At 73.1% G+C, this 14,513-nt stretch carries 15 protein-coding genes; 5 read left to right on the top strand and 10 right to left on the bottom strand.

What is annotated here, in order from left to right:
- Window positions 1–130: 130 nt before the first annotated feature.
- Window positions 131–646, bottom strand: a complete 516-nt coding sequence (locus tag OHN19_RS36935) for an immunity 21 family protein (protein ID WP_330268348.1) — start codon at window positions 644–646, stop codon at window positions 131–133.
- A gap of 71 nt (window positions 647–717) precedes the next feature.
- A complete protein-coding gene (locus OHN19_RS36930) occupies window positions 718–1,203 on the bottom strand; it encodes a rhodanese-like domain-containing protein (RefSeq protein WP_330268347.1) in 486 nt (161 codons plus the stop codon).
- Between the two features lie 94 nt (window positions 1,204–1,297).
- Between OHN19_RS36930 and OHN19_RS36925 the strand changes: the two genes are divergently transcribed.
- Window positions 1,298–1,744 (top strand): Lrp/AsnC family transcriptional regulator, encoded by a 447-nt coding sequence (locus OHN19_RS36925; RefSeq protein ID WP_330268346.1) that lies wholly within the window; start codon window positions 1,298–1,300, stop codon window positions 1,742–1,744.
- A 2-nt stretch (window positions 1,745–1,746) separates the two neighbouring features.
- Here OHN19_RS36925 and OHN19_RS36920 read toward each other — a convergent pair whose 3' ends face one another.
- From OHN19_RS36920 to OHN19_RS36900, 5 genes are all read right to left on the bottom strand, one after another.
- Window positions 1,747–4,740, bottom strand: a complete 2,994-nt coding sequence (locus tag OHN19_RS36920; RefSeq protein WP_330268345.1) for an SMC family ATPase — start codon at window positions 4,738–4,740, stop codon at window positions 1,747–1,749.
- A complete protein-coding gene (locus OHN19_RS36915; protein WP_330268344.1) occupies window positions 4,737–5,900 on the bottom strand; it encodes an exonuclease SbcCD subunit D in 1,164 nt (387 codons plus the stop codon). The genes OHN19_RS36920 and OHN19_RS36915 overlap by 4 nt, the downstream gene beginning before the upstream one ends.
- A gap of 104 nt (window positions 5,901–6,004) precedes the next feature.
- Entirely contained in the window at window positions 6,005–6,631 is a 627-nt protein-coding gene (locus OHN19_RS36910; RefSeq protein WP_330268343.1) for a YigZ family protein, read from the bottom strand.
- A gap of 122 nt (window positions 6,632–6,753) precedes the next feature.
- Window positions 6,754–7,293 carry a histidine phosphatase family protein gene (locus OHN19_RS36905; protein ID WP_330268342.1) on the bottom strand — a complete coding sequence of 180 codons (540 nt, stop codon included), beginning with the start codon at window positions 7,291–7,293 and terminating at the stop codon, window positions 6,754–6,756.
- A complete protein-coding gene (locus OHN19_RS36900; protein WP_330268341.1) occupies window positions 7,290–8,060 on the bottom strand; it encodes a hypothetical protein in 771 nt (256 codons plus the stop codon). Before OHN19_RS36900 ends, OHN19_RS36905 begins: the two co-directional genes overlap by 4 nt.
- A 202-nt stretch (window positions 8,061–8,262) precedes the next feature.
- Here OHN19_RS36900 and OHN19_RS36895 point away from each other — a divergent pair, with 202 nt between their 5' ends.
- The 3 genes from OHN19_RS36895 (at window position 8,263) to OHN19_RS36885 (ending at window position 11,764) form a co-directional block, all read left to right on the top strand.
- A complete protein-coding gene (locus OHN19_RS36895) occupies window positions 8,263–8,670 on the top strand; it encodes a CoA-binding protein (protein WP_330268340.1) in 408 nt (135 codons plus the stop codon).
- A gap of 150 nt (window positions 8,671–8,820) precedes the next feature.
- A complete protein-coding gene (locus OHN19_RS36890) occupies window positions 8,821–10,461 on the top strand; it encodes an APC family permease (RefSeq protein WP_330268339.1) in 1,641 nt (546 codons plus the stop codon).
- Window positions 10,462–10,552: 91 nt separating this feature from the next.
- The gene (locus OHN19_RS36885; protein WP_330268338.1) at window positions 10,553–11,764 is read left to right on the top strand and encodes a 4-hydroxybenzoate 3-monooxygenase; all 1,212 of its coding nucleotides are present in this window, start codon (window positions 10,553–10,555) and stop codon (window positions 11,762–11,764) included.
- A 62-nt stretch (window positions 11,765–11,826) separates the two neighbouring features.
- Here OHN19_RS36885 and OHN19_RS36880 read toward each other — a convergent pair whose 3' ends face one another.
- Window positions 11,827–12,186 carry a metalloregulator ArsR/SmtB family transcription factor gene (locus OHN19_RS36880; RefSeq protein ID WP_330268337.1) on the bottom strand — a complete coding sequence of 120 codons (360 nt, stop codon included), beginning with the start codon at window positions 12,184–12,186 and terminating at the stop codon, window positions 11,827–11,829.
- Between the two features lie 61 nt (window positions 12,187–12,247).
- Here OHN19_RS36880 and OHN19_RS36875 point away from each other — a divergent pair, with 61 nt between their 5' ends.
- Window positions 12,248–13,288 carry a cation diffusion facilitator family transporter gene (locus OHN19_RS36875; RefSeq protein WP_330268336.1) on the top strand — a complete coding sequence of 347 codons (1,041 nt, stop codon included), beginning with the start codon at window positions 12,248–12,250 and terminating at the stop codon, window positions 13,286–13,288.
- A gap of 2 nt (window positions 13,289–13,290) precedes the next feature.
- Here the strand turns inward: OHN19_RS36875 and OHN19_RS36870 are convergent, their stop codons facing one another.
- Complete coding sequence (locus OHN19_RS36870; RefSeq protein WP_330268335.1) at window positions 13,291–13,848, bottom strand: YbaK/EbsC family protein; 558 nt, start codon at window positions 13,846–13,848, stop codon at window positions 13,291–13,293.
- 20 nt (window positions 13,849–13,868) lie between these two features.
- Entirely contained in the window at window positions 13,869–14,441 is a 573-nt protein-coding gene (locus OHN19_RS36865) for an XRE family transcriptional regulator (protein WP_330268334.1), read from the bottom strand.
- Window positions 14,442–14,513: the final 72 nt, after the last annotated feature.

Below are 14,513 nucleotides of genomic sequence, written 5' to 3'. Positions count from 1 at the left end.
CGTACTCCGAGGCGGGCCGGTTCTCCGGCCCGCCTCGGTGGCGTGCGGGCGGTTCGGTCCTCCGGCCGCCTCGGTGACGTGCGGGCGGTTCGGTCCTCCCGGCCGCGTCGGTAGCGTGCGTGAACGGTCCTCAGTCGGGCAGTCGCCGCAACTGGACGAGCCCCAGCCAGGTCTCGGGACCGGGGCGCACGTTGGCCGCGCGCACCGCGTACCGGCCGGGTGCGAGCGAGACCTTCAAGTGGTCGGTGTTCACCGAGTCGTTGCCGGGCCAGGCCGCGTCGAAGAGGACGACCGGGCCGGGTACCGCCCAGCTCACCTCCTCCTCCCAGGCGGCCGTGGCGAGGGCGTCGGGCACCTCGGCGAGGAGTTCGTCCTCGGAGTCGGCGGCGCACCACCGTACGAAGGTGTCGTGGTCGGGGAGGTAGGAGGTCGAGGCGGGCTCGTCGCCGAGGACCAGGGCGGCCGCGTCGCCGACCGGCAACAGGCCCACGCAGCCGTCGACTTCGCAGGCCCGGTCGTAGTCGGAGGCCGTCTCGTCGCCGTCGGCGCCCGCCCAGAACGGCAGCACCGTCTCCGGTACCGCTATCAGCGGGCCGCCGCCCGACTCCACCCACTCCACCGCGCCCGGCTCCGCGTATCGCACCATGGGCCAGAACCTACACGCACCGGAACCTCAGGGTTGCACCTGCACAGGAACCCCACTGAATTCCACGAGGCTCAGCAGCCGCAGTCCTCGGCGTCGGTCGGTGCGGTCAACGGGTCGGCGGCGCGCCGCTCACGGCCCTCCCCGGTCTCGAACTCGAAGCCCTCGCGCACCCAGTACTCGAAGCCGCCGAGCATCTCCTTGACCTGGTAGCCGAGTTCGGCGAGGGCGAGCGCGGCGCGGGTGGCCCCGTTGCAGCCCGGACCCCAGCAGTACGTCACCACCGGCACGGACCTGTCGAGGAGTTGCTCGGCCTGTTCCGGGATGAGGGCGGTGGGCAGGTGGACCGCGCCCGGGACGTGGCCCTGGTCCCAGGCGGCGGTGGAGCGGGAGTCGAGGACGACGAAGCCGGGGTCCCCGTCGGCCCCGAGCGCGGCGGCGACGTCGGAGACGTCCGCGTGGAAGACCAGGCTGGCCCGGAAGTAGGCGGCGGCCTCGGCCGGGGCGGCGGGAGCGACACGCAGGACGGGGTTCGCGGTGAGGGTCTGGGTTGTCGTCATGACAGGAAATCTACGGTCCATGATCGCGGCCGGGAAGGGGGATTCCCCGGCGTGAACCTTGCCGCACCGGGGATTCCCCTGCTATCTCTCGGGCATGACCGCATATTCCCCGGACGCCACCGACTGGCGCATCCTCGATGTCCTCCAGCGGGAGGGCCGGGCCAGTTTCGCCGAGCTGGCCCGCGCCGTCTCGATGTCGCCGAGCGCGGTCACCGAGCGGGTGAGGCGGCTGGAGGAGGCGGGCGTCATCCAGGGGTACGCCGCCGTCGTGGACCCCGACCGGCTCGGCCTTCCGATCCTGGCGTTCGTCCGCCTCAGGTACCCCAACGGCAACTACAAGCCCTTCCACGACCTGGTCGCGGTGACGCCGGAGATCCTGGAAGCGCACCACGTCACGGGTGACGACTGCTTCGTCATCAAGGTCGCCGCCCGCTCGATGCGCCACCTGGAGGAGGTGTCGGGCCGGATCGGCACGCTGGGATCGGTGACCACGAGCGTGGTGTACTCCTCGCCGCTGCCCCGGCGGCCGCTGGGCCGCTGACCTCAGCCCCCGCCGCGCTGTCTGAGCACCGACCCCGTCCGCCCCTTCACGACCTCCAGCTGTGCGTGGATCCGCCGCCGCAGATCCGCTACGTGACTCACGATGCCGACGCTGCGATCGCGCTCCCGCAGGGAGTCCAGCACGTCGAGGACCTCGTCCAGCGTCTGGTCGTCGAGGCTGCCGAAGCCCTCGTCGATGAAGAGGGTGTCGAGCCGGACCCCGCCCGCCTCGTCCGTGACGACGTCCGCGAGGCCGAGGGCCAGGGCGAGCGAGGCGAAGAACGTCTCGCCGCCCGACAGCGTGGCCGTGTCCCGCTCCCGCCCGGTCCAGGCGTCGACCACGTGCAGCCCGAGCCCGCTGCGGCCGCGCCCGGTGCGGTCGTCGGAGTGGACGAGGGTGTAGCGGCCGGACGACATCCGTTGCAGGCGTACGGTCGCGGCGGCAGCCACCTGCTCCAGTCGTGCCGCGAGGACATAGGACTCCAGGCGCATCTTGCGTTCGTTGTCCGCGGAGGTGCCGGCGGCGAGGGCGGACAGCCGGGCCACCCGGTCGTACTCGTCACGCAGCGGGGCGAGCTGTCTGAGACCGGTGGCCGCACGGACGGAGAGCCGGTCGAGCTCGGCGCAGCGCCGGGCGGCGGCGTCGCACTGGGAGGCGGCCTCGCGGACCCGGCGGGTCGCGTCGGCCGCGGCCCGCTCCGCCCCCGGCACGTCGGCGGCCGGTCGCCGGGCCGCCTCGGCGGTGTCGGTCTCGGCGAGTACGGCCCGGACGGCGGCCTCCTCGGCCTGCCAGGCGTCCAGCCGCTGCTGGAGGTCGCGGTGGGCCGCGTCGTCGAGGAGGGCGGCGGCCGCGGCCCGCGGGGTGTCGAAGCCGGCCCGGAAGGCGGCGTCGGCGAGCCGGGCGTCGGCGTCCTTGAGCCGCTGGGCGGTGTCCTCGGCGACGCGCGCGGTGTCGGCGGCGCCGGTGAGCAGCGCGGCCTGGCGCTCCAGCTGGGCGGCGCGCACGGCCACGCTGGCGGCCGCACCCCGTGCCTCGGCCAACTCGGCTTCCAGGGTGGTCCGTTCCCGGTCCAGGGCGTCCCGGCGGGCACCACGCGAGGCGGTGCGTACGGCGGCCTCCTGCTGGGCGGTCAGGCGTCGCTCGCGTTCCCGTTCGGCCTGCCGCAGCTGTTCCGTCGCGGTGTGCAGGGCGGAGGCGAGGCCACGCGCCTGTGTGTACTCGCGCTCCAACTCCTCGACCTGGACGGCGAGTTCCTCGGTGGAGGTGTCACCGGCCTCGCCCTGGGCGGCGGCCAGGGCCCGCTGCACGAAGGCCAGGCGCCGCTCTGCCTCGGCGCGCTGTTCGTCGGCGCGCTGCGAGGCGGCGAGGGCTCGCTCCTCGGTCTCCCGGTCGACGTGCCCGGCGTCCTTGCGGGCGGGCGCGGGATGCTCGACGGCGCCGCAGACCGCGCACGGCTCGCCGTCGGTGAGCTGTGCGGCCAGTTCGGCCGCGATGCCGTTCAGCCGCTGTTCCTTGACCTCCAGCCACTCGGCGCGGGCCTTCAGGGCGCGCTCCGTCGCCTCGATCACCTGCCGCTGGGCGTCGTCGGTGTCCCGGGCGAACTCGTCGCGCTGCCGTGCGGCGGCGAGCCGCTTGCGGGCGGGTTCCCGCTGTACGGCGAGCTGTTCGGCACGGGTGGCCGCCTCCTGGGCGGACTCGACGCCCTGCTGGAGTCCCGCGCGGGACTCCTCCCACCCGGCGAGCCAGGTCTCGGCCTCCTGGAGGACGTCCTCGTCGGACCGCTCCTCGTGCTCCAGGTCCGCGCGTTCCGCGACGAGCTGGGCGAGCCGCTGCTCGGCACGCCGGGCCGAGTCCAACCCGCCGAGCTCCTCGGCGGCCCGGCGTGCGGCGGCCGCGAGTCCGGGGGCACCGGCCTCCGCGTAGGTCTCCGGCAGCAGCCCACGCGCGCGTGCCTCGGCCGCGGCGGCATTCCGGTGCTCGTCCTCGGCGGCCTCCCGCAGCTCCAGCGCGGGCGCCACCGCCCCCGCCTTGCGCGCCCGCTCCATCCGGGCCTGCGCCTGGTGGTAGCCGTCGGCGCGCTCCTCCAGCAGCGCGGCACGCTCGCGTGCCTGGGCGAACCGCCGCTGAAGCCGGTCGACTTCGCGTACGTCGGCCAGGTCGCGCTCGGCGGCGGCCTGACGGGACTCGGCGGCGGCGAGCCCGCAGTGGGCGATCGTCAGCTGCTCCCGGGCGGTGGCGCGGGCGACGGCGGCCGCGCTCAGGACGGCCTCGGCGAGCCCGGGCTCGCCGGGGGCCAGCTCGGGCAGTTCCATGGCGTCGCCGGCGGCCTGCTGCATGCGGTGCGCGTCGGCCAGCAGGGCGGCGTCGCCCTCCCGCACCTGCGCCTCGGCCGTACGGCGGCGCTCCGCCAGCCGCTTCTCGACCTCGGCGAAGCGGTGGGTGTCGAAGAGCCGGCCCAGCAGCTTGCCGCGGGCCTCGGCGTCGGCCCGCAGGAAGCGCGCGAAGTCGCCCTGGGGCAACAGCACGACCTGGCAGAACTGCTCGCGGCTCATGCCGAGCAGCTGGGTGATCTCCTCGCCGATCTCCTGATGGGACCGGCTCAGGTCCTTCCAGGTGCCGGCCGTGCCGTCGTGCTCGCGGAGCCAGCTCTGGGCCTTGTCGAGGGTGGAGCCGGTGCCACGCTTCTTGGGGCGCTCCCAGGGCGGCTGCCGGGTGATCTCCAACCGCCGTCCGGCGACGGTGAGTTCCAGGGTGACCGAGGTGCGGGTGCCCGGCGTGGCGTGGTCGCTGCGCAGGGTCTGGCCCTGGCCGCTCTGCCGGGCGCCCGGTACGGCGCCGTAGAGGGCGTAGCAGACCCCGTCGAGCACGGAGGTCTTGCCCGCGCCCGTCGGGCCGTGCAGCAGGAACAGTCCGGCCGCGGACAGTGCGTCGAAGTCGACCGTCTGGGAGTCGCCGAAGGGGCCGAAGGCGGTGATGTCGAGCCGGTGCAGCCTCACCGCGCCACCTCCCGGACGGCCTCGTCGGCGCGCACGGTGTCGAACGCCTCGCGCAGCACGGCCTGTTCGCGCTCGTCGGGTCCGGCGCCGCGCACATGGGCCACGAAGTCCTCCGCGATCTCCTGGTCGCTGCGTCCGGCCAGCCGCCGCGCGTACGACACGTCGGGGTCGTCCGGCGCCCGCTCGGGATCGAAGACGAGACTGAGGGTGTGCGGGAACCGCTCGCTGAGCCGGGCCATGGGTTCGGCGGGGCGGACCGGGTCGGTGAGGGTGGCCTCGACCCACGCCTCCTCCTGGCGCACGAGCCGGGGATCGGCGAGCAGTTCCTCGAGCGTGCCCCGGATCCGGGCCAGCGCGCGCGGCACCGGGCAGTCGACCCGCTCGGCGGTGACGGCACCCTCGGCGTCCAGGTCGACCAGCCACATGCTCTTGCGGTGGTCGGCCTCCGAGAAGGAGTACGGCAGCGGCGAGCCGGAGTAGCGCACGCGCTCGGTGATGGTCTGGCTGCCGTGCAGGTGGCCGAGGGCGGTGTAGTCGACCCCGTCGAAGACGCCGGCGGGCACGGCGGCGACTCCGCCGACGGTGATGTCCCGCTCGCTGTCGCTGGCCTCGCCGCCGGTGACGAAGGCGTGGGCGAGGACGACGGACCGGGTGCCCGGCGCGCGGGTGGCGAGGTCGGCGCGGACGCGGTCCATGGCGGCGGCGAGCACGGTCTCGTGCCCCGCCTTCTCCACCCCGAACTCACCCTTCACGAGGGCGGGTTCGAGATAGGGAAGGCCGTAGAACGCCACGTCACCGTACGCGTCGGTCAGCACCACCGGCGTCCCGCACGCGGCGGGCTCGGTGCGCAGATGGACACCGGCGCGCCCGATCAGTCCGGCACCGACTCCCAGGCGGCGGGCCGAGTCGTGGTTCCCGGAGATCATCACGGTGGGCACGCCGAGGTCGGCGAGCCGGTGCAGCGCGTCGTCGAACAGCTCGACCGCGGCCAGCGGCGGCACCGCACGGTCGTACACGTCCCCCGACACGACCACCGCGTCCACCCCGCGCTCCCGCACGGTCGCGACGAGATGACCGATGAACTCGGCCTGGGCCCCGAGCATGGAGACCCGGTGGAAGGCCCGGCCGAGATGCCAGTCGGAAGTGTGCAGCAGCCTCATGATCCCCGACCCTAACGGCCGGGTCTGACATCACGAGCGGTTACTCCCGTATCGACCCGTCATGACCACACTCCGACGGGACCGTTATGCCCGAAAAAGCACAACTAGGCGTCTCCGTACGCCTCTCCCCCGAGCTCGAACCCCGCCGTCCCCGCCGTCGCGTCCGCGAGCCAGCCGCGGAACGTGTCCACGTCCGCGTCGGGAAGTCCGATCTCGATGGTGACGGCCTCGCCGTAGCGGACGTCCCGTACCTCGCGGCCGGTCGAGCGCAGGTCGTTCTCCACCTTGCCGGCGCGCTGGTGGTCGACGGTGACGGTGGCGAGGCGGAAGCGGCGGCGGGTGAGGGTGCCGAGGGTGTCCAGGGCCTCGCCGACCGCGCCGCCGTACGCCCTGATGAGGCCGCCCGCGCCGAGCTTGACGCCGCCGTAGTAGCGGGTGACGACGGCGACGACGTAACGCATGTCGCGGCGCAGCAGCATCTGGAGCATGGGGACGCCTGCGGTGCCGCCGGGTTCGCCGTCGTCGCTCGCCTTCTGGATCGCGGCGTCGGCGCCGATGACGTACGCGTAGCAGTTGTGGCTGGCGTCGGCGTGCTCCTTGCGGACGGACGCGACGAAGTCCTGCGCCTCCTGTTCGGTGGCCGCCGGAGCGAGGGCGCACAGGAAGCGGGAGCGGTTGACCTCGGTCTCGTGCACACCCGCGCGGGCCACTGTGCGGTACTCGTCCTGCATCCGGCCAGCCTAGTCCGTGGTCAGGGGCGCACCGGGGTCTCCGGCAGGGGGCTGCGGCCGGCCGCACCTCCCCCGGCAGCCGGGCCGGCCGGGACCGGGCTCCGACGCCCGCGCCGCCGGGGTCACTTCTTGCCCCGCGCCACCATCACCGACGTGAGCAGCGCCGACCCCGGGTCCAGGGCCCGCCAGGTGGTCCCGTGCCACGCCAGTACCGCGATCGCCGACGTCGGGAACTTCACCCGCACCTCCTCCAGCGAGTCGTCGAGTCCGTCCCCTGCCAGTGTCAGGACCAGTTCCTCCAGGCCGGGGTTGTGCCCGACGAGCAGGAGCGTGACGATCTCGGGCGGCGTCGCGCGCACGGCCGCCAGCAGTTCCGGTACGTCGGCCCCGTACAGCTCCGGGTCGAACCGCACCGGCGGCGGGGTGCCCCACTGCGCGGAGGCCAGCTCCCAGGTGTGCCGGGCGCGCACGGCGGTGGAGCACAGGGCGAGGTCGGGGAGCAGATCGGACGCGGCGAGGACACGGCCCGCCTCCGGCGCGTCCCGGTGCCCGCGCGGTCCGAGCGGTCGCTCGTGGTCGGCCACCCCCGGAGGCCAGGCGGACTTGGCGTGTCTGAGGACGACGAGTCGGCGCAGCGGGCCCGCTCCGGCACGCTCGATCATGACGGGCATCCCAGGTCACGGGTGAGTTCGAGCCCGAGCAGCCGGTCCGCGTAGGCGTACGTCTCGAAGCGGGCGCCCTCCGGGAGCCCCGACTCCTCGACCCACTGCAGCACGCGCAGCACTTCGGGTACGTCCAAGTCGTCCTCCCAGGCGGTCCGGAGCCGTCCGCGCACCTCGTCGGGGACGGGCCGGGACGGCTGCCGCGCCCACGCGGCGACGGCCCGACGCCAGCGTACGAGGGTCTCGTGGGCCTGGCCCAGGGCGCTCGCGTCGAGCCGCGCGGGCGTGCTCCGGGGCGGGGTGAGCAGGGCCAGCCGGACCACGGCGGGCTCGGTGCCGGCCACCTTGCCCGAGGCCTCGACGGACGCGACGACGCCCGCTGGGCCGGAGAGCCCGGCGAGCCCCGGCGGCTCGACGGGCGCGACGACGACCCGTACGCCGTCCGGCGTCGCGCCGCCCTCCCCCACCACGTGGACGACCTGCGACTCGCCCCACGCGGGGCCGACCTCCCACAGGTCCTCGAAGGGCCGGATGCCGAGGGCGGAGGCACCCGCGTGCAGTTCGGCCTGGTCCCGGTCCGCGGTGAGCAGCGCCCACACGGGGGTGCCGCCGAGCTCCAGGGCGCGCAGGAGGACGTCGGCGACGAGCAGGACACGGAGGGCGGAGGCGTCGTAGCCCGGTACGTGGACCTCGACTCGGGTCAGGCCCCTGCGGGCGGGGACGGCGTCGACGGACTCGCCGGTTCGGGCGTCGATGATGCGCAGCACGGGGCGAGCGTAGGCGGGCGGCGGGCCCGGCGGGGGCAGGTGGCGCGGATTCGGAAACGGAAACCGACGCGACCGGGCGGCCCGGACCCGGCCTTACGGCGTTCCCCCGCCCGTGAACCGCCGCGAGGGCGAGGAATCACCGGGCCCGACGCGCTGTTGTCGGCCACAGCGAACCCCCGCACGAATCCCAAGGAGGCCGAGCGTGTACGGCGACCCGGCAACGATCCGCAAGATCCTCACCGAGCTCGGTGACACCTGGGCCATCGTGGGCCTGTCCTCGAACCAGCGGCGCGCGGCCTACGGCGTCGCCGACGTCCTGCAGCGGTACGGCAAGCGCATCGTGCCGGTGCATCCGAAGGCCGAGACGGTGCACGGCGAGCAGGGCTACCCGTCCCTGGCCGCGATCCCCTTCGACGTCGACGTGGTCGACGTGTTCGTCAACAGCGACCTCGCCGGCCCCGTCGCCGACGAGGCGGTCGCCAAGGGCGCCAAGGCCGTGTGGTTCCAGCTGGACGTCATCGACGAGCCGGCGTACGACCGCACCCGCGCCGCAGGCCTGGAGATGGTCATGGACAGGTGCCCGGCGATCGAGATCCCCCGCCTGGGCTGATTTCCTCACGAATTCCTGAAACGCTCGCAAGAAATTCACCGTAAAGAAGTCAAATATGCGACAACCGCCTTTAACCCAAAGGCGGTTGATTCGTAATCTGGGGCCGCCCGCACAGCAAATATGTGTAATTCGTGAGAGGCGCCCTAAATTATGGTAAGCGTCGATTCGGCACCTGAGACAAAGGGGACGCCCGGCGGCGGCCTGCGGCGGGACATAGGGCTGATCGGGCTCATGTGGGCCTCGGTCGGTTCCATCATCGGCTCCGGCTGGCTGTACGGCGCCCAGGAGGCGGTCGTCGTGGCCGGCCCCGCGGCCATGATCTCGTGGATCATCGGCGCGGTGGCGATCGTGCTGCTCGCCCTCGTGCACGCGGAACTCGGCGGAATGTTCCCGGTGGCGGGCGGCACCGCCCGATATCCGCATTACGCTTTCGGCGGCCTCGCCGGAATGTCGTTCGGCTGGTTCTCCTGGCTCCAGGCAGCCACCGTCGCGCCGATCGAGGTCGAGGCGATGATCGGCTATGCAGGGCACTGGTCGTGGGCGCGGGGATTCCAGCACGCCGACAAGACGCTCACCACGAGCGGATTCCTCGTCGCCATCGTCCTCATGGCCGTCTTCGTGGTCGTCAACTTCCTCGGCGTACGGGTGCTCGCGCACACCAACAGCGCCGCCACCTGGTGGAAGATCGCCGTGCCCCTGGCGACCATCTTCATCATCGCGGTCGGCAACTTCCACCCGGGCAACTTCCACTCCGAGGGGTTCGCGCCGTTCGGTGCCAAGGGCGTGCTGAGCGCGATCAGCACCAGCGGCATCATCTTCGCCCTGCTGGGCTTCGAGCAGGCGATCCAACTGGCCGGCGAGAGCCGCAACCCGGAGCGTGACCTGCCGCGCGCGACCATCGGCTCGGTCGCCATCGGCGCCGTCATCTACGTACTCCTCCAGGTCGTGTTCATCGGCGCGCTGCCGCACGGCACCTTCGCGCACGGCTGGGCGAAGCTGGACTACCCCGGCATCAGCGGCCCCTGGGCCGGTCTCGCGACGCTCGTGGGCCTCGGCTGGCTGGGCGTGGTCCTCTACCTGGACGCCGTGATCTCACCGGGCGGCACCGGCCTCATCTACACGACCGCGACCTCCCGGGTCTCCTACGGCCTGTCCAGGAACGGTTACGCGCCCAAGCTGTTCGAGCGCACCGACCACCGGGGCGTGCCCTGGTTCGGTCTCGCCATCTCCTTCGTGACCGGTGTGGTCTGCTTCCTGCCCTTCCCGAGCTGGCAGCAGCTGGTCAGCTTCATCACCTCGGCGAGCGTCCTGATGTACGCGGGCGCCCCGCTGGCGTACGGCGTCTTCAGCGACCGACTGCCCCGGTACGAGCGGCCCTACCGGCTGCCCGCGGGCTCGATCCTGTCCCCGGTGTCCTTCGTGGTCGCCAACCTCATCATCTACTGGGCGGGTTGGCACACGCTGTGGCGGCTCGGCATCGCGATCGTGCTCGGTTACCTGCTGCTCGGCGGCTACGCCCTGTACGCCCTCGCCAAGGAGCTGCCGGGCGCGCCGCGCATGAACTGGAGGGCCGCCCAGTGGCTGCCGGTCTACCTGGTGGGCATGGGCCTGATCTCGTGGCAGGGCGGCTTCGGCGGGGGTTCGGGGCGCATCCCGCTGTGGTGGGACATCCTGCTCATCGCGGTGTTCTCCCTGGTGATCTACTACTGGGCCCGGGCCACCGCGTCCCCGGCGGCGGAGATCGAGCGCAGTATCGAGGAGGTCGTCGTCACGGACGCGCCCGCGCACTGAGACCCGAGGGGGGAGCGGACCGGGTGTCTCCGCGTGTGGAGGCACCCGGTCCGCCCTGCCCGGTTCCGTGGACCGCCGACATAATGTGCGGGTGACCTCCCACCCCAACTCCGGTGCGCCACAGCGCTTTCCGGTCGTCATCGTCGGCGCCGGGCCCGCCGGACTCACGATCGGCAACATCCTTCGTGCCGCGGGCATGGACTGCCTCGTCCTGGAGGTGGAGACCCGCGCGTTCATCGAGCAGCGGCCGCGCGCCGGGGTCATCGAGGAGTGGGCCGTCCGCGGTCTGGAGCGGCGCGGTCTCGCCGACACCCTGCTGGAGCGGGCCCAGTTGCACACCGAGTGCGAGTTCCGCTTCGCCGGCGACCGCTTCCGCTTCGCCTACGGCGAGCTGACGGGACAGCACCACTTCGTCTATCCGCAGCCGCTGTTGGTGACGGACCTGGTGCGCGAGTACGCCGACGTGCGGGGCGGCGAGATCCGGTTCGGGGTCCGGGACATCGAGCTGCACGACCTGGAGTCGCCCCGGCCCTCCGTGTCGTACACCGATCCCGAGACAGGTCGACGGCAGCTGGTGGAGTGCGAGTTCGTGGCGGGCTGCGACGGCGCGCGCGGGGTGACCCGCACGGTCCTGCCGCCGACCACCACCGTCTCCCGGCACGACTACGGCATCGGCTGGCTGGCGCTGCTCGCGGAGGCGCCGCCGTCCTCCGACTGCGTCCTGTTCGGCATCCACCCGCACGGTTTCGCCGGGCACATGGCCCGCAGCCCCGAGGTCACCCGCTACTACCTGGAGTGCCCGCCCGGCGACGACCCGGAGAACTGGTCCCACGAACGGGTCTGGAGCGAGCTCCAGTTGCGACTCGGGGCGGACGGCACCCCACCGCTCACCGAGGGCCGGCTGATCGAGAAGCGTGTCCTCGACATGCACAACTACGTCGTGGAACCCATGACGTTCGGCCGCCTCTTCCTCGCCGGAGACGCCGCGCACCTGACCGCGCCGATCGCCGCGAAGGGCATGAACCTCGCCCTGCACGACGCCTTCCTGCTGGGCGACGCCCTCGTCGCCTACCTCGGCGAGGGCGACGGCAGCGGCCTCGACGGCTACTCCGAGGCCTGTCTGCGGCGCGTGTGGGACTACCAGGAGTTCTCCCAGTGGCTCTCGGAGGTCTACCACGGCACCTCCTCGGGCGACGAGTACCGCGCGGGCACCACCTTCGCCCGCCTCCGCCGCCTGTTCACCTCCCCCGCGGCGGCCGCCGCGTTCGCGGAGCAGTACCTCGGTACGGCGGCCACGTACTGAGCGGTCCGACCGAGCCGTTCTCAGCCACCCGACCGAGCCGCCCTGAGCGCCCGACCGAGCCTTCAGTCGTGCACCGGCCGGTCGCTGAGCCGATGGTCGGCCACGTTCAGCGCCTCGTCGACCAGACGGCGCAGGTGGCCGTCGCGCAGGGCGTAGATCACCCGGCGCCCCTCTTTCCGCGTGGTCACCAGACCGGCGAGCCGGAGCCGCGCGAGGTGCTGGCTGACGGCGGGCCGGGCCGCCCCGCATGCCTCCGTGAGGGTCGTGACATCGGCCTCTCCCCTGGTCAGCGCGTGCAGCAGGGTGAGGCGGGTGCGGTCGCCGAGCAGGGCGAGGAGCTCGGCGGCGAGGGCGAACTGCTCCTCGCCGGGGGTGCGCGGGTGCGCATCGTGCGCAGGTGACAGGTGCATGCGTGCGCTCATACGCACATAATGGTCCCGTGGGCGCGGTCCGTCCACTCCCGCACACAGGAAGGGGCATCACGTGAGCGACCACGACCACGATCACCATCACGCTCATCCGCACGGACACGCGCGTCCCGGCATCCGCCACCGCCTCGCCCACCTCCTCACCCCCCACTCCCACGAGACCGCCGACAAGCTCGACGCCGCCCTGGAGTCCTCGGCGCGCGGCATGCGCGCGCTGTGGGTCTCCCTGGCGGTGCTGGGTGCGACGGCCCTCGCGCAGGCGGCGGTGGTGGCCGTGTCGGGGTCCGTCGCGCTGCTCGGTGACACCGTGCACAACGCGGCGGACGCGCTGACCGCCGTACCGCTGGGCATCGCCTTCGTCCTCGGCCGGCGCGCCGCCACCCGCCGCTTCACCTACGGCTACGGCCGCGCCGAGGACCTCGCGGGCATCGCGATCGTGCTGACCATCGCGGCGAGCGCGGCCTTCGCGGGGTGGGCGGCGATCGACCGGCTGCTCGATCCGCGTCCCGTGGCCCATGTCCCGGTGGTCGCCGCGGCCGCGCTGGTGGGCTTCGCGGGCAACGAATGGGTGGCCCGCCACCGCATCCGGGTGGGCCGGGAGATCGGCTCGGCGGCGCTGGTGGCGGACGGACTGCACGCCCGCACCGACGGGTTCACCTCACTGGCCGTACTCGTCGGCGCCGGCGGCTCCGCCCTCGGCTGGCAACTCGCCGATCCGATCGTGGGGCTGGCGATCACGGCCGCGATCGCCCTCGTCCTGCGGGACGCGGCACGCGAGGTGTTCCGGCGGGTGCTGGACGCCGTCGACCCGGCCCTGGTGGACCGGGCCGAGAGTGCGCTGCGGACCGTCGAAGGGGTGCGCGGAGTGGGCGAGTTGCGGCTGCGCTGGATCGGGCACCGGCTGCGCGCGGAGGTGGCGGTCGTGGTGGACGGGGAGATGACGGTACGTCAGTCGCATGCCGTCGCCGTCGAGGCCGAGCACGCCCTGCTGCACGCCGTGCCACGCCTCACCGCGGCGCTGGTGCACGCCGATCCGGCCCCGGTACCGGGCGAGACGGACCCGCATCACGCCCTCGCCCACCATGCCCACGCGTGAGGTCAGGCGACGCCCAGCCCTTCCAGCACCACCGCGCCGGGCAGTTCGGCGAACGCCTTCCCCGGCACCAGCAGCTTCCCGCGCCGGCGCCCGCTGCCGACGAGGACGTACGGCAGGTCCACGACGGCCGGGTCGACCAGCACCGGCCAGTCGGCGGGGAGTCCGAGCGGGGTGATGCCGCCGTACTCCATGCCGGTCTCCCCCGTCGCGGTGTCCATGGCGGCGAACGAGGCCTTGCGGGCGCCGAGTTGGCGGCGGACGGCACCGTTGACGTCGACCCGGGTGGTGGAGAGCGCCACGCACGCCGCGAGCGTGGTCTCGCCGCCCCGCCTGCCCGCGACGACCACGCAGTTCGCCGACCGCTCCAGGAGCTCCCGGCCGTAGTGCTCCACGAAGACCGCGGTGTCGGCCCACCGGGGGTCGGTGTCGACGTACACGATCTGCTCGGCGGGGACGCTGCCGCTCCAGTGGCGTACGGCGTCGGCGACCGGGCCGATCAGCTCGTCGAGGGCGTCCGGGGCGGGGGCGGCGTGGTCGAAGTGTCCGAGGGGTGCGTCCATGGCGGCACGCTAACAGCCGCTCAGGACACGCCCGGCACCGAGACGGCGAGCATCCAGCGAGCCGGGACGTCGCCCTGGTTGGCGTACACGTGCTCGGCGTTGGCCTCGAAGGTGACGCTCGCCCCGGCCGGGACCCGGTGCTCGACCCCGTCGACGGTCAGGGTCATCTCGCCCTCCGTGACGTGCAGGATCTCGACGGTCCCGACGGGGTGCGGATCCGACCGGCTGCTCTCGCCCGGCATCATCCGCCACTCCCACATCTCCAGCGGGCCGGGCGCCTCCGTGCCCGCGAGGAGCCGGCTCCAGCTGCCCGCCTCCGTGCTCCACAGCCGCACCACCTGCTCGGCCGGGACGACCCGCACCTTGGGACCCTGCTCGTAGTCGAGCAGGGTGGTGATGCTGATGCCGAGGGCGTCGCCGATCTTCACGACGGTGCCGAGGCTGGGGTTGGTGCGGGCCTGCTCGATCTGGATCAGCATGCCGCGGCTGACCCCGGCTCGGGCCGCGAGGGCGTCCAGGGTGAAGCCGCGCTCGGTCCGCCAGCGCTTGACGTTGCGCGCCAGGGACTGGGTCAGCAGGTCGAGGTCCGACACGTCACGTCCAATATTCTGTATGACTTAGTGCAGCCGAATGAACTACGGTGGGATGCACCCGATCGTTCACCG

Source organism: Streptomyces griseorubiginosus (assembly GCF_036345115.1).
GTDB classification, from domain to species: Bacteria; Actinomycetota; Actinomycetes; order Streptomycetales; family Streptomycetaceae; genus Streptomyces; species Streptomyces griseorubiginosus_C.
The sequence above is the reverse complement of the archived record's forward strand: the minus strand, read 5'-3'. Positions and strand labels throughout refer to the sequence as shown.

Bases quoted from the DNA above. Each gene is read 5' to 3' on its own strand.
- OHN19_RS36905 (WP_330268342.1), bottom strand. From the start codon at position 7,293: ATGATCGAGCGTGCCGGAGCGGGCCCGCTGCGCCGACTCGTCGTCCTC.
- OHN19_RS36910 (WP_330268343.1), bottom strand. From the start codon at position 6,631: ATGCAGGACGAGTACCGCACAGTGGCCCGCGCGGGTGTGCACGAGACC.
- OHN19_RS36925 (WP_330268346.1), top strand. From the start codon at position 1,298: ATGACCGCATATTCCCCGGACGCCACCGACTGGCGCATCCTCGATGTC.
- OHN19_RS36870 (WP_330268335.1), bottom strand. From the start codon at position 13,848: ATGGACGCACCCCTCGGACACTTCGACCACGCCGCCCCCGCCCCGGAC.
- OHN19_RS36880 (WP_330268337.1), bottom strand. From the start codon at position 12,186: ATGAGCGCACGCATGCACCTGTCACCTGCGCACGATGCGCACCCGCGC.
- OHN19_RS36890 (WP_330268339.1), top strand. From the start codon at position 8,821: ATGGTAAGCGTCGATTCGGCACCTGAGACAAAGGGGACGCCCGGCGGC.
- OHN19_RS36915 (WP_330268344.1), bottom strand. From the start codon at position 5,900: ATGAGGCTGCTGCACACTTCCGACTGGCATCTCGGCCGGGCCTTCCAC.
- OHN19_RS36935 (WP_330268348.1), bottom strand. From the start codon at position 646: ATGGTGCGATACGCGGAGCCGGGCGCGGTGGAGTGGGTGGAGTCGGGC.
- OHN19_RS36930 (WP_330268347.1), bottom strand. From the start codon at position 1,203: ATGACGACAACCCAGACCCTCACCGCGAACCCCGTCCTGCGTGTCGCT.